Raw genomic sequence first — 13,829 nt, 5'->3', positions numbered from 1 at the left:
ATTTATATTACTTATAAATACATCAAGAGAGGAAGAAAGCCGATGGAAGAGAAACGCTTGCTGAATCCAGATGAGCTGCACGAGGAGTGCGGTGTATTCGGAATGTACGATTTTGACGGCAATGATGTGGCATCCGAGATTTATTACGGACTGTTCGCATTGCAGCACCGGGGGCAGGAAAGCTGCGGTATTGCGGTCAGCGACACAGAAGGACCGAAGGGGAAGGTAAATGCGTATAAGGGGATGGGGCTTTGCAATGAGGTGTTCACACCGGACATTTTAGAGGGGTTACATGGAAACATTGGTGTGGGACATGTGCGTTACTCGACTGCGGGAAGCAGCACAAGAGAGAACGCGCAGCCTCTGGTACTCAATTATGTGAAGGGTACCCTGGCACTGGCCCACAACGGAAACCTGGTCAATGCGCCGGAGCTGCGCAGAGAGCTGGAATACAGCGGTGCAATCTTCCAGACCACCATTGACTCTGAGGTCATTGCGTACCATATCGCGCGTGAGCGTGTGCGCACGGCAACCGTTGAAGCAGCAGTGGCCAATGCCATGAAGAAGATCAAGGGTGCGTATTCCCTGGTCATCATGAGCCCGCGCAAGATGATCGGTGCGAGAGATCTGTTTGGCTTTAAGCCTCTTTGTATCGGCAAAAAGGAAAATGCCTATATCCTGGCATCCGAAAGCTGCGCCCTGGCAACGATTGACGCGGAGTTTGTCCGCGACGTGGAGCCGGGCGAGATCGTAACGATCACCAAGGACGGCATCCGCTCCGATAAGAGCATGTGCCTGCCGGATCCGGAGAAACAGGCAAGATGTGTCTTTGAATATATTTACTTTGCAAGACCGGATAGTGTGTTTGACGGTGTGAGCGTTTATCATTCCCGCATTCACGCAGGCCGCTGTCTGGCGATCGATTCCCCGGTCGATGCCGATCTCGTGGTCGGTGTGCCGGAATCCGGTAATGCTGCAGCACTTGGCTATTCGATGCAGTCCGGTATCCCATACGGAACGGCGTTTGTGAAGAACTCCTATGTGGGACGTACCTTCATCAAGCCGAAACAGAGCAGCCGTGTTTCTGCGGTAAAAGTAAAACTGAATGTATTAAAAGAGGCAGTTGCAGGAAAACGTGTCATCATGATCGACGATTCCATCGTCCGCGGTACGACCAGCCACCTCATCGTGAAAATGCTGCGCGATGCAGGTGCGAAGGAAGTGCATGTGAAGGTCAGTGCACCGCCGTTTTTGCATCCGTGCTATTTTGGAACGGATATCCCGTCCGAAGACCAGCTCATCGCAAGCGGACGCACGGTAGAAGAAATCTGCCAGATCATCGGGGCAGATTCGCTGTCTTACTTAAAGATGGAACGTCTGCCAGAACTGGCAGAAGACCTGCCGATCTGCACGGCATGCTTTAGCGGAAACTATCCGCTGGAACCGCCGAAGGAGGATATCCGCGGCGAATATACGAAGTAAGCGCCAAAGGAAAGCATTTGCGGCGAATATACGAAACAAGTGTCGAAAAAATGCATCCGCGGCGAAGATACCAAATAATCAATCAAAATATTGGAGGGTTCTTATGAACGACAGATACCAAAGCCCGTTGTCCGAGCGTTACGCAAGCAAGGAGATGCAGTACATCTTCTCCCCGGACAAGAAATTCAAAACCTGGAGAAAATTATGGATCGCGCTGGCTGAGACTGAGAAAGAGTTAGGACTGCCGATTACCCAGGAGCAGATCGACGAGTTAAAGGCACATGCCGAGGATATCAACTATGAAGTCGCAAAAGAGCGTGAGCGTCTGGTGCGCCACGATGTCATGTCCCATGTATACGCTTACGGTCAGCAGTGTCCGAAGGCAAAAGGAATCATCCATCTGGGTGCAACCTCCTGCTATGTAGGTGATAACACGGACCTCATCATCATGACCGAGGGCTTAAAGCTGGTTCGTAAAAAACTCATCAACGTGATGGCAGAGCTGGCAAAATTCGCAGACAAGTACAAAAACCAGCCGACTCTGGCATTTACCCATTTCCAGCCTGCACAGCCGACCACTGTTGGCAAGAGAGCAACACTTTGGCTTAATGAGCTTTGTCTGGATTTAGAGGATCTGGATCATGTCCTTTCTACCATGAAGCTTCTTGGCTCCAAGGGAACCACCGGTACCCAGGCAAGTTTCCTGGAACTCTTTGAGGGAGACCATGAGAAATGCCGCAAGGCAGACCAGATGATCGCCGAGAAGATGGGCTTTTCTGCATGCTATCCGGTTTCCGGCCAGACCTACTCCCGTAAGGTAGATACCCGTGTCCTGAATGTTCTTGCAGGAATCGCGCAGAGCGCCCACAAGTTCAGCAATGACATTCGTCTGCTGCAGCACTTAAAAGAAGTGGAAGAGCCGTTTGAGAAGAACCAGATTGGTTCCTCCGCAATGGCATACAAGAGAAACCCGATGCGCAGCGAGCGTATCGCATCTCTTTCCAACTATGTAATGAGTGATGTCATGAACCCGATGATGGTTGCTTCCACCCAGTGGTTCGAGCGTACCTTAGATGACTCCGCAAACAAGCGTTTAAGCATTCCGGAAGGCTTCCTGGCCATCGACGGTATCCTGGATCTGTACTTAAATGTTGTAGACGGCCTGGTGGTATATCCGAAGGTGATTGAGAAGCATTTTATGGCAGAGCTTCCGTTCATGGCAACCGAGAACATCATGATGGATGCAGTAAAGGCAGGCGGCGACCGTCAGGAGCTGCATGAGCGCATCCGCCAGCTTTCCATGGAAGCAGGCAGAAATGTCAAGGAAAAAGGTCTGGACAACAACCTGTTAGAGCTCATTGCGGCAGATCCGGCATTTGGACTTTCCTTAGAAGACTTAAAGGCATGCATGGAGCCGTCCCGCTATGTAGGACGTGCACCGCAGCAGGTAGACGAATTCTTAGGCGAAGTAGTCAATCCGATCCTGGAGGCAAACAAGGGAGACCTCGGTATGACCGCAGAGATTAACGTATAAAAGAATGTTTGATGTAATAGGAATTATTTTCTGAGTCTTATTTTCAATGTATGGAACATGTCAGAAAATGACAAAACTGATAAATTACAGTAATTAATGTTTATAACGTACATTAATAACAAGAGGTAGGCAGATTAGAAAATCTGTCTGCCTTTTTGTGTTTGCGTATTGATTTTAAAGCAAGAATCTTATATACTGTTAATGTTTGCGGAGTCGGCTGATTCCGCATGAGAATATTAGGAATAGCAAGTGGCGGTGCCAGGGCACATTGGTTTTCGATGTGCAGCGCGTGAGTAAAAATGCGCGAAGTCCGTACTGTCACGTTAAGCACAACAAAGGAGACGAATTATGTCAAAGGTAGATGTAGTTATTGGATGTTTTTATGGCGATGAAGGTAAGGGAAAAGTAATCGATTATCTTGCAACGAATGCAGATATCGCTGTCCGTGCAACCGGTGGTGATAACGCAGGCCATACAATCGAAGCAAACGGAGTGAAATACGCAATGCGTCTGATTCCGTCCGGAATCCTGTCCGGTCATACCATTGGCGTAATCGGCAACGGCGTTGTTATGAACCCGCAGGTGCTGTTAGGTGAGATCGAAAACTTAAAAGCACACGGATACGATATCGACAACCACTTAAAAATCAGTGACAAGACCCATGTGATCCTGCCATACCATCCGATGTTAGACCGCGCACTGGAGAAAGCAAGAAAGGCTTCCAAGATCGGCACCACCTGCAGAGGTATCGGACCGACCTACTGTGACAAGTACGAGCGCGCAGGTTTAAGAGTTGAGGATCTGTACGCAGACAACTTCAAGAGCCATCTGGAAGAGCTGGTAGAATCCAGAAAAGCACTCTTAAAGTTCTATGATCCGGAAGACACCACCATTGATGAAAAACTGAACTTTGAAGAGGTATATAAGACCTATACCGAGTACGCAGAGCAGTTAAAGCCGTTCGTATGTGACACTGTAACTTATCTGCACAAAGCACTGGAAGAGGATAAGAAGGTCATCGTAGAGGGTGCTCAGGCAACCTTACTTGACATCGACTTCGGTTCCTATCCGTATGTAACCTCCTCCAATCCGACTATCGGCGGTATCATCACCGGAACCGGTTTAAGCGCATCCGATATCGGCAATGTATATGGCATCATCAAGGCTTACTCCAGCCGTGTCGGCGAGGGCCCGTTCGTAACCGAGCTGCTCGACGAGACCGGTGATAAGATCCGTGACCTTGGTCATGAGTACGGTACCGTAAGCGGCAGACCGCGTCGCTGTGGCTGGCTGGATCTGGTAACCTTAAAATATGCAAAGCGTCTGAATGGTCTGACCGGAATCTCCGTAAACCACTTAGACACCATCGGTAAGTTCGACAAGATCAAAGTCTGCGTTGCTTATGACTGCAACGGGGTACAGACCGAGGACTTCTCAACCAACTTAAAGTTCTTAGAGAACAGCAAGCCGGTATACAAAGAGTTCGATGGTAACTTCGGTGACATCTCTGGCTGCAAGACCTTCGAGGAGCTTCCGGAGAATGCAAAGGCATACATCAATTTCATCGAGGATTATATCAAAGTTCCGGTAAAATTCATCGGAACCGGCGCAGGACGCGAGGCAATGATCGTACGCCTGTAAAAATAGTAATATTGTTAACGTAATAGAGCCGTGAAAGCTGCCTTTCGGTAGCTTCCACGGCTTTTGTCTTATTTCAGCAGACGAAAAAATAAGACTCTGTTTTATAATCGTGATTCACGTATTATAAAATATTGACTATGTATGCATGGTGTCATATATTATATATAATCGATGAGGAGGTATCATTTATGGAACCAATGGGAATTGTACAGGCTCGCACACCGGAGCGGATCAAAGAAAACGCAGCAAATATTTTGGATAAACTTGGATTGAACATGTCTACGTATATCAATATGGCTTTGAACCAGTTAATTATTCAAGAAGGAATTCCGTTTTCTGTTAAGCTGACAAAATCCTCCTATACGAATGCGGAAAAAATCAATGAGGTAGCTGCAACATTAAAACTTGAAGGATTACATTTAGACGAGAATGACATACAGTTAATGCAGGAGATTCAGCATGGAAATATCAGTTTTGAACAAGCACGGGAGAAAATATTAAACGAGGTGTAAAATGTCAGATACGAAATGCTATCAGCCAGCCAAAAATCTTTTCTGTGTGAGTACAGCGAAATGGAAGAGGTGATTCGTAAATGTATTTACAAACAATAGAATCACACTATGAGTCATAATAAGAAATTCCGGAAATAATAGGAGACAGGAGAAAAATGAGTAGTATAAGGGCGTTTGTAATCACAATTTTTGTAGGCTGGCTCAGTTCTGTGATTTGTGAAACCATGCTTTGGCCTCAACTAGGTTCGATTTTTGCAATTGCAACAATGGGCGCATTTATTCTTAAATCTATAGAGAATTTAAAGGAAGGCTCATCAGAAGATGCAAAATCATAGTATTATAAATCAGAAAATCGATAGTTGACAAGGGAGTGTGATTGCATGGGAAAAGCAATTTTAGCAATGATTGTAACCATAATGGTTGGGTTTATGAGCAGTGCCATCTTTGCAAACTGGGTCAATGCACCAGAGTGGGGTGTTATCCTTGCTGTTGCTGTGATGGGTGCATTTATTATTCTTTTCAATGATAAGAAGTAAGTGACTTCCAGCTTGGAGAACTGGTGAAATCAACGATTGCGAGGAGAAAGAAAATGGAATTTAAGAATTTATTACCAGCTCAAAATCGTGATGAGTTACGAGAATGGTTTTCGGAAAATTATAACAAAGAAACCGAATGCTGGGTGGTTGTAAAGCGTGGACGTCCAGTAGATAATGGAACTTTTTGGTATATAGATGCAGTTGAAGAAGCCATGTGTTTTGGCTGGATTGATAGCACCACGAAGAAAATGGATAACGGAATAACGGCACAAAGATTAGCACCCAGAAGAAAAAACAGTTTGTGGTCTGAATTAAATAAAGAACGTTGCTGGAGAATGGAGCGATTAGGGCGTATGACGGATGCTGGAAGAGCAGTTTTGCCGGATATGTCTGAAAATGGTTTTGTTATTGACAAGATGATTTTAGACGCATCGCAAATAGACGCTGAAATTTGGGAGAATTTTCAAAAATTCCCGCCGCTCTATCAGCGTGTGAGAATTGATACGATCCAGATTAAGAGAAAGCATCCAGAACTGTTCCAAAGTCGCTTACAAAAATTTTTAGATAACACCAAGGCGGGGATTATGTATGGCGAATGGAATGATAATGGACGCTTACTTACAGACTGACAGATTGCAGTTTACCGAACCACCAGCGGTTTTGATCAAAACATCAGGCAGGGCAGAAATCGGATGAGCTGACAGATTACAACGCTGGCTATATTCACTCTGCTACAAGAATAATGCTTTCCATTCCTGCCTCTGTTCCTTTTTGCACACCAGATAATAGGTTGCGGTTGCCTCTTTATCGGAAATCGGAATCGCGATCCGGTTTTCTGCGGTAACCCGGTAATTTTCGGAGACATCGGTTACGAAACAGGGCAGGGAGGAGGCCTGGACCAGTTCCTGAAAGCTATAGCGGTTGTTTTGGGTCAGAAAGCGGGAATCCGGCATTTTTTCTAATACAAAGGACCAGAAGCCGATATCTGGCATTAAAAGCATGTTTTCTCCGTTCATGTCGGAGAAGGACAGGCTTTTTTTGTTTGCATATTTGTGGTCTTTGGGAAGTGCGAACATCAGGCTTTCGGTTCCCCATTTTTTGAAAAAATAGGAGTCGGAATCCGGTTTTTCGTGGGTGACGATCAGTTGGTAGTGATTCTGATCCAGTCCCCTGAAAAGCCGTTTGTCTGAGGTCGTGTCGGCCTGCAGAGCCATGTGGGGAAACAGACCGGTGATCATCGGTGTGAGCGTCCACAAAGGAGCGGGGGCGCAGGTGCCGAGGAAAATCGTGTGGTTTTTCCGGTCAAATTCACGAGCTTTTTCCGTGAGGGAGTCTGCATCTTCCAGAAGCTTTTTTGCCAGCTCCAGCACATATTCTCCATTTTGATTCAAAGTCAGTTTATTCTTCGTTCGTTCGAACAGGGTTAATCCCAGATCTTCTTCCAGTTTTTTCATATTTCTGCTCAGCACTTCAGGAGCCAGATGCAGAATGGTTCCGGTTTTACGCTATTAAGAGAGGGCATCATCCACATGCGAGAGGTGGTTTTACAACAACAAGTACACTTACAATGATGAATTACTGCTTGCTGGATTATATTGATGAGATTTCACCAAGACCAATTTTGTTTATAGTAGGGGATCGTGCACATTCCAGATTTTTCAGTGAAAATGCGTTTGATGCTGCATTGGAACCGAAAGAATTATATGTGGTTGAAGATGCAGAACACATTGATCTGTGTGACAGAACAGATCGAATCCCATTTGAAAAACTGGCTGATTTTTTCAGTGAAAAGATGTAAAGGAGCAATTTATGAGCAAAAAGGCATTAGTGATTTCAACCAGTCTTCGTCAGAACAGCAATTCAGATATGCTTGCAGAAGCATTTGTAAAAGGAGCGAAGGAGGCTGGAAATCAGGTTGTAGAAATTAGTTTAAAAAATAAAACAATCAACTTCTGCAAAGGATGTTTAGCCTGTCTGAAACTTGGACATTGTGTGATTGCTGATGATGCAATAGATATTGCAAAGCAGATGCATGATGCAGAAGTGATTGCTTTTGCAACGCCTGTTTATTACTATGAAATGGCTGGTCAGATGAAAACAATGCTTGACAGAGCCAATCCATTATATGGGACAGATTATGCTTTTGAAGATGTTTATCTTTTAAGTACGGCTGCAGAAGCTGAAGAGGGTGTTGATAGCCGGGCAATCAGTGGTCTGGAAGGATGGATTGAGTGTTTTGAACGCGCCAGACTTGCTGGAACTGTCTTTGCCGGAGGTGTAGATGATGCCGGAACAATAAAAGGGCATAAGGCAATTGAAGAGGCATATCAATTAGGAAAAGCAATTTCATAATCAAAATTAGTTCATCGAATCTATTGATATGGTTGGCAACAAAGAATCTTTCAGAGCCTGCAGGAATTTTTCGGCAGGCTTTGAAAGCATTTGTGTTTTTTTCCAGATTAGATACATTGGTATTTCAAGTGCCGGTCTAAGTGGGCGAAAGCAAAGGCTGCTGTTTCCGGTCGTATTGATGATCTTATCAAAACATATGGCATATCCCATGCCTTCTTCGACGAGAAGGGATGCATTAAATAAAAGGTTATAAGTAGCAACTATGTTTAAATCAGAAGGTGCTACATTCAGCCATTGCATCAGTTTTCCACCGTCTATTTCTTCTTGGGAGAGAATCAATGGTTTATCTACAAGATCTGCCGGGAAAATCACATCTTTCCTGGCAAGAGGGGCATCGTTTGGCATAAGAACACCCCAGATATCTTTGGAAGGAAGCGTAAAAGCGTTATATTTCTTTAAATCAACCTGTCCAAAGATCATTCCAAAATCAATTAATCCTTTATCCAGATGATCAGTGACAAAATCTGCATTTCCACTGAAAATATGGTAATGAATGCCGGGATATTCTGCCTGCAAGTTTGACGCTGCTTTGGCAAGGATACGAAGTCCGTCTGTTTCTCCGCTACCAATTGATACATCTCCAAGAATAATGCTATCGGAAAGGGCGATTTCCTGTTCCGCTTTTTTCACTAATTCAAGGATTTCTTCTGCACGTTTTTTGAGAATCAATCCTTCTTCGGTAAGTGTTACTTTACGGGATCCTTTTGTTCCTCTGATCAAAAGCTGTTTTCCAAGTTCCTTTTCCATATTTTTGAGCTGAGTAGAAAGTGTAGGCTGTGACAAATGCAGGGATTCGGCTGCGCGAAGGATGCTCTGCTCTCTTACAACTGCTAAAAAATATTGTAATACACGTATTTCCATATCATAATCCTTTCCGCATTCTCGCAAAATAAATCCTAAAAAGCTGTTTAAGGTTATTTTATCATGCAAATATATAATTTTCAACTATACAAATGCATCAAAACTAAGTATTTGCTATGCGTAGAAATTAAATTTATACTTAAGGTGATAAAAGAAGAGTAAGAAAAAAGTATGAGGAGAAAAATGGAATATGGGAAAAGAGAAAGAAATGGAATTAATGAGTACAGAGGCATTTGTCAAAGTTCTAAATAGCGGAAAAAAAGTTACTGCCGGGTCTGATGTACATTTGAAAATGATAGAATTATCCAATGAGGCAATGCAGATTACCGGAAAACTAAATCAGGGATATCATACACCAGAAGAAATTCGGTCACTGATGTCAGAACTGACGGGAAGAGTAGTGGATGAGACATTTGGAATGTTTCCACCGTTTTATACGGATTGTGGAAAAAATATTCATATCGGTAAAAATGTGTTTATCAATTCAGGGTGTCAGTTTCAGGATCAGGGAGGAATTTACATCGATGACGGAGCTCTGATCGGACATCAGGTAGTGCTGGCAACATTAAACCATGAGATGGATCCGGGTAAAAGAGCAGATTTACTTCCGGTATCGATTCATATTGGAAAGAATGTATGGATTGGTGCACATGCAACCGTTTTGGCAGGAGTGACGATTGGAGACGGAGCTGTCATTGCAGCAGGAGCAGTGGTGACAAAAGATGTTCAATCGAATACAGTGGTCGGAGGCATCCCTGCAAAAGTGATAAAGAAAATAGAGGTGCAGAAGTCTGAAAGATAGAGTCGGGAGGTGTTGAGATTGACAATAAAGAAAAAAATACGATTGTCAAATATATTGACTGTTTTGATCCCGATTGCTTTTACTGCAATTGTAATTATGGTCTGTCTGAATACATCACTTGGAAGCTATTGGCATACATTAGTTTCCTTATACAGTGACGAAAATGGAGTTCAGTTTGCACATAGTATTATGGCGAACTATCAACAGGAGCTTGCAAAGGGAAAATCTACGGATTGGATGGTTCATATGATAGGACAGGCCGTAGGTGGTTATACAAATGCTACACATGGTATGACGCTGGCAGCAGTTTCACTTCCATACTATCGATATATAATGCGGTTCGGATTAGAAAAATTCAGACAGTTTGCTATAAACGTATGGAATGTAGATACAGTTGGAAAAACAGATGAACAGGTGGCAGAAGAAGGATTATCTGCAATGGAGAATTGGATGAGAGAACTGGGACTTGTTATGAATATCACTGAACTTGGAGCTACAGAAGAAATGATAGATGGAATTGCAGATGTTACAATTATTCTGCCGGGTGGATATAAAGTATTAGATCGGGAAGAAATTGTGAAAATTCTGAAAGAGAGTCTTTAAGATGGATAAAGTGAGATTAAATAACGGAATTTGTATGCTCATGATAGGATTTGGTACATGGGATATCCGAGGAAAAGATTGTATTGAGTGCGTAAAAAATGCGATATCTTGTGGCTATCGTATGATTGATACCGTAATTATGTGTGACTATAAAATCAAAAGTGATGTCCATGATACAGGAAAAACAGTTAAAAGATGATAATGGCAGATTATTTGGATTTGGAACACACATGTTTCGGCATTACTACGGAGTCAAACTTACAGAAATGCATCTCGATGACTGGACGATAGCAAGGCTTCTCGGACATAAGAGAGTATCGAGTGTAAAGCATTATCGCAAAATGAGCAACCTGATGTGGGATTCCGCCATGGCTGAGAACGGCATTCTGAAAGTCGGACGCGTGACTGACTTCCAGGCACACCAGATGGAGCATCAGCTGGAGGCTTATACGGACTGCAACCACGGATAGGGACTTGCCGTGATCCAGCCGGTATACTACCGCCATATCTTAAAAGATGCAGAAGAAAAATTTACCCGCTTTGCAAAGGCTGTTTTTACAGTGGATACCGCAGAGTAGAGCCATACAATGGTTGGACTCCTGCGGTTTTTTGGGCTTTGTGTCGTGACACAATTCTGTCAATAACTTGACTTCTTTTTTTATATTCAGTAAAATGATGCTATATGCAAATCAGAGGTAAGCATTTTACGTCCGGTGGGGCAGAAACGATGCGCAGAAAGGTGTAAAACATTCATGAAATTAAATCGTACAACTCAGCGGACCATAGAAATCCTGGAAATCATTTCCCAGAAGCCGGAGGGTGCTTCCTTAGACGAGCTGTGCGACCGTCTGGAACTTCCAAAGACCAGTGCATACGACATTGTCACGACGCTGGAGGCGCTTGGCATGGTCCATGCGGACTGGGGACAGAAGAAACGCTACACCATTGGACTTACGGCATACCGGATCGGCATCAATTACACGAACAACTTAAATATCATGAATGTGATGGAGCCGAAATTAAAACAGTTTGCCCATGAAATCGGGAAGACGGTGTTTTTCGGAGTACGCTCCGATTGTGAGGTCGTTTACATCTGCAAGTTTGAGCCGGAAAATCCGATCATCACCACGGCAGCGGTGGGAAGCCGCATTCCATTGTATTGTACATCTCTCGGCAAGGCAATCTTAGCTTACAGTGAGCCGGATATTCAGCAGCAGCTTCTTAAGCGTATGGATTTTGTGAAAAAGACAGAACGCACCATTACCGACCCGGTGCGGCTTATGGAAGAGCTGGAACAGGTGCGCGAGCAGGGCTATGCACTGGATGCACGGGAGATGGAGGAGCATGCGGAGTGCGTGGGTGCACCAGTATTTGGGGCAGATGGAAGTCTGGTTGGTGCTGTCAGTGCCTCTACATTATACCGGGATGCGGTCAACTATGAAGAGCTGGGACGTATTGTTTCCAGAAAGGCAAAGCAGCTATCCGGGATGCTTGGATATGTTGGAAGAAAGTAGTTGTCCCGGCACAGCATGCAAATGAAAAGAAAAGAATAGAGGACCTGAGAGACAAAAAGTCAGGTTCGGGCTGAAATGGAAGAAAACAGGTTCAGGAGAAGGAGAGATGAATATGCAGAAAGAACAGGTTTTATCCAGAATGAAAGAAGAGTGTCTGGTTGCGGTAATCCGTGCGAAGAACCGCGAACAGGGGGAAAAAGTTGTGGAGGCCGTGATCGAAGGCGGCATTCATTTTATCGAGATCACGATGACCATGGATGAGGGAAATCCGATTGAATTTCTTGCTGCCATGTCGGAAAAATACCGGAAGGATGACCGGATCGTGATCGGTGCTGGTACGGTGCTTGATCCGGAAACTGCAAGAGCTGTGATTCTGGCTGGTGCGAATTATGTGGTAAGCCCGGGACTGAATCTGGACACGATCAGACTGTGCAACCGCTACCGTGTGCCAATGCTTCCTGGCGTTATGACTCCGACAGAGGCCATCACTGCGCTGGAAGCCGGATGTGATGTCATCAAGCTGTTCCCGGGAAATATCCTGGGACCGGCAGCGATCAGTTCTTTCCGTGGTCCGCTTCCGCAGGGCAATTTTATGCCGTCCGGCGGGGTCGATGTGGATAACGTAGATAAGTGGTTAAAGGCAGGTGCCTATGCGGTTGGAACCGGAAGCAGCCTGACAAAAGGAGCAAAGACCGGCGATTTTGCAGCGGTGACAGCAAAGGCAAAAGAATTTGTGGCAGCTGTGGCAGCTGCACGGGCAAACTAGGAGGAAAAGACATGGCAAAGATTGTGACCATGGGGGAAATCATGCTCAGATTATCGACCCCGGGTAATGAAAAGTTTATTCAGGCAGATGAATTTGATATCAATTATGGCGGGAGCGAGGCCAATGTGGCGGTATCGCTGGCAAATTACGGATATGATACGGAATATGTTTCTGCAATCCCGGATAACCCGATCGGGGACTGTGCTGTGGCAGCGCTGCGGAAATACAATGTAGGAACAAAATTCATTTCCAGAAGCGGGGAGCGCCTTGGAATTTATTATCTGGAACCAGGTTCTTCTGTGCGGCCGTCCAACATTGTATATGACCGTGCAGGTTCTTCAATTGCCTGTGCAACACCAGATCTCTTCGATTTCGATGCCATTTTTGCAGATGCAGACTGGTTTCATTTTACCGGGATCACCCCGGCACTTTCTGACCGTGCGGCAGCACTTACCGAGGCAGCACTGAAAGCTGCAAGAGCACATGGGGTTACGGTGTCCGTAGACTTGAATTTCCGGAAGAAACTCTGGTCGCAGGAGAAAGCACGCGAAATTATGACAAATCTTATGCAGTATGTAGATGTCTGCATTGGCAATGAGGAAGATGCGGAAAAAGTTCTTGGATTTAAGCCGGAAGGCAGTGACATCACGTCGGGAAATCTGGAGCTTTCCGGTTATATGAATATTTTCAGTCAGATGGTGGATAAGTTTGGTTTCCGTTATGTTGCAAGTTCTCTCAGGGAGAGTCACAGTGCTTCGAACAACGGCTGGTCTTCCTGCATCATGGATGGAAAAACAAAAGAATTCTATCATTCGAAAAAGTATACCATCGCCCCGATCGTGGATCGTGTCGGCGGCGGGGATGCCTTTACTTCCGGACTGATCTGTGGACTGCTGGAAGGAAACGATATGAAAACTGCGTTGGAATTTGGTACAGCGGCAGCTGCCCTGAAACACACGATCCCGGGTGATTTTAACCTGGTGAGCCGTGTGGAGGTAGAGAAACTCGCCGGAGGAGACAGCTCCGGACGGGTACAGCGCTGATTTACTCCATAAACAATTTAACACAGTAAGTATGAAAGGGGCGAAAGTTCCAACAGCCGCCATGCATGGCGGCTGCGGGAACTTTCGCCCTCATTCGTTATCGTGTAATATTGTTATATTTTG

Annotated in this window: 17 protein-coding genes and 1 pseudogene; 16 read left to right on the top strand and 2 right to left on the bottom strand. The window is 45.0% G+C overall.

The genetic code is table 11. The annotated features are described in order from the left end of the window. The first annotated feature begins 42 nt into the window (after window positions 1–42). From purF to DWZ40_RS04290, 7 genes are all read left to right on the top strand, one after another. Window positions 43–1,482 (top strand): amidophosphoribosyltransferase, encoded by a 1,440-nt coding sequence (gene purF, locus DWZ40_RS04320; protein ID WP_118541114.1) that lies wholly within the window; start codon window positions 43–45, stop codon window positions 1,480–1,482. Between the two features lie 103 nt (window positions 1,483–1,585). Continuing rightward, a complete protein-coding gene (gene purB / locus DWZ40_RS04315; protein WP_118541112.1) occupies window positions 1,586–3,016 on the top strand; it encodes an adenylosuccinate lyase in 1,431 nt (476 codons plus the stop codon). 348 nt (window positions 3,017–3,364) lie between these two features. Further along, the gene (locus DWZ40_RS04310) at window positions 3,365–4,657 is read left to right on the top strand and encodes an adenylosuccinate synthase (RefSeq protein ID WP_118541110.1); all 1,293 of its coding nucleotides are present in this window, start codon (window positions 3,365–3,367) and stop codon (window positions 4,655–4,657) included. A 188-nt stretch (window positions 4,658–4,845) separates the two neighbouring features. Then, a complete protein-coding gene (locus DWZ40_RS04305) occupies window positions 4,846–5,169 on the top strand; it encodes a type II toxin-antitoxin system RelB/DinJ family antitoxin (RefSeq protein ID WP_182430572.1) in 324 nt (107 codons plus the stop codon). Window positions 5,170–5,324: 155 nt separating this feature from the next. After that, window positions 5,325–5,504: a hypothetical protein gene (locus tag DWZ40_RS04300; protein WP_118541106.1), complete on the top strand. Its 180-nt coding sequence runs from the start codon at window positions 5,325–5,327 to the stop codon at window positions 5,502–5,504. A gap of 45 nt (window positions 5,505–5,549) precedes the next feature. Further along, entirely contained in the window at window positions 5,550–5,705 is a 156-nt protein-coding gene (locus tag DWZ40_RS04295; RefSeq protein WP_118541104.1) for a binding-protein-dependent transport permease, read from the top strand. Between the two features lie 53 nt (window positions 5,706–5,758). Further along, window positions 5,759–6,334 carry a YdeI/OmpD-associated family protein gene (locus DWZ40_RS04290; protein ID WP_118541102.1) on the top strand — a complete coding sequence of 192 codons (576 nt, stop codon included), beginning with the start codon at window positions 5,759–5,761 and terminating at the stop codon, window positions 6,332–6,334. A 102-nt stretch (window positions 6,335–6,436) separates the two neighbouring features. Here the strand turns inward: DWZ40_RS04290 and DWZ40_RS04285 are convergent, their stop codons facing one another. Then, window positions 6,437–7,159 (bottom strand): LysR family transcriptional regulator, encoded by a 723-nt coding sequence (locus tag DWZ40_RS04285; RefSeq protein ID WP_118541237.1) that lies wholly within the window; start codon window positions 7,157–7,159, stop codon window positions 6,437–6,439. Between the two features lie 113 nt (window positions 7,160–7,272). Between DWZ40_RS04285 and DWZ40_RS04280 the strand changes: the two genes are divergently transcribed. After that, complete coding sequence (locus DWZ40_RS04280) at window positions 7,273–7,503, top strand: alpha/beta hydrolase (RefSeq protein ID WP_243035192.1); 231 nt, start codon at window positions 7,273–7,275, stop codon at window positions 7,501–7,503. A gap of 11 nt (window positions 7,504–7,514) precedes the next feature. Continuing rightward, complete coding sequence (locus DWZ40_RS04275; RefSeq protein WP_118541100.1) at window positions 7,515–8,057, top strand: flavodoxin family protein; 543 nt, start codon at window positions 7,515–7,517, stop codon at window positions 8,055–8,057. Window positions 8,058–8,063: 6 nt separating this feature from the next. Here DWZ40_RS04275 and DWZ40_RS04270 read toward each other — a convergent pair whose 3' ends face one another. Then, window positions 8,064–9,062, bottom strand: a complete 999-nt coding sequence (locus tag DWZ40_RS04270; RefSeq protein ID WP_347560043.1) for a LysR family transcriptional regulator — start codon at window positions 9,060–9,062, stop codon at window positions 8,064–8,066. Between the two features lie 133 nt (window positions 9,063–9,195). Here DWZ40_RS04270 and DWZ40_RS04265 point away from each other — a divergent pair, with 133 nt between their 5' ends. The 7 genes and pseudogenes from DWZ40_RS04265 to DWZ40_RS04240 all read left to right on the top strand — a co-directional run bounded on the left by DWZ40_RS04265 (window position 9,196) and on the right by DWZ40_RS04240 (window position 13,706). Then, on the top strand, window positions 9,196–9,780 hold the full coding sequence (locus DWZ40_RS04265; RefSeq protein WP_118541235.1) for a DapH/DapD/GlmU-related protein: 585 nt from the start codon (window positions 9,196–9,198) through the stop codon (window positions 9,778–9,780). Window positions 9,781–9,798: 18 nt separating this feature from the next. Beyond that, entirely contained in the window at window positions 9,799–10,383 is a 585-nt protein-coding gene (locus DWZ40_RS04260) for an iron-containing alcohol dehydrogenase (RefSeq protein WP_347560042.1), read from the top strand. 1 nt (window position 10,384) lies between these two features. Continuing rightward, entirely contained in the window at window positions 10,385–10,582 is a 198-nt protein-coding gene (locus tag DWZ40_RS19385) for a hypothetical protein (RefSeq protein ID WP_182431615.1), read from the top strand. Further along, window positions 10,533–10,733 (top strand): annotated as a pseudogene (locus tag DWZ40_RS20435) (tyrosine-type recombinase/integrase); the annotation flags it as partial. The gene DWZ40_RS19385 and the pseudogene DWZ40_RS20435, both read left to right, overlap by 50 nt. A 402-nt stretch (window positions 10,734–11,135) precedes the next feature. Further along, window positions 11,136–11,897, top strand: a complete 762-nt coding sequence (locus DWZ40_RS04250; protein WP_118541096.1) for an IclR family transcriptional regulator — start codon at window positions 11,136–11,138, stop codon at window positions 11,895–11,897. Between the two features lie 112 nt (window positions 11,898–12,009). Further along, on the top strand, window positions 12,010–12,663 hold the full coding sequence (locus tag DWZ40_RS04245; protein ID WP_118541231.1) for a bifunctional 2-keto-4-hydroxyglutarate aldolase/2-keto-3-deoxy-6-phosphogluconate aldolase: 654 nt from the start codon (window positions 12,010–12,012) through the stop codon (window positions 12,661–12,663). 11 nt (window positions 12,664–12,674) lie between these two features. Next, the gene (locus tag DWZ40_RS04240; RefSeq protein WP_118541094.1) at window positions 12,675–13,706 is read left to right on the top strand and encodes a sugar kinase; all 1,032 of its coding nucleotides are present in this window, start codon (window positions 12,675–12,677) and stop codon (window positions 13,704–13,706) included. Window positions 13,707–13,829: the final 123 nt, after the last annotated feature.

The sequence above is a fragment of the Clostridium sp. AF32-12BH genome, from assembly GCF_003477935.1.
Classification (GTDB): Bacteria; Bacillota; Clostridia; order Lachnospirales; family Lachnospiraceae; genus Brotaphodocola.
The sequence above is the reverse complement of the archived record's forward strand: the minus strand, read 5'-3'. Positions and strand labels throughout refer to the sequence as shown.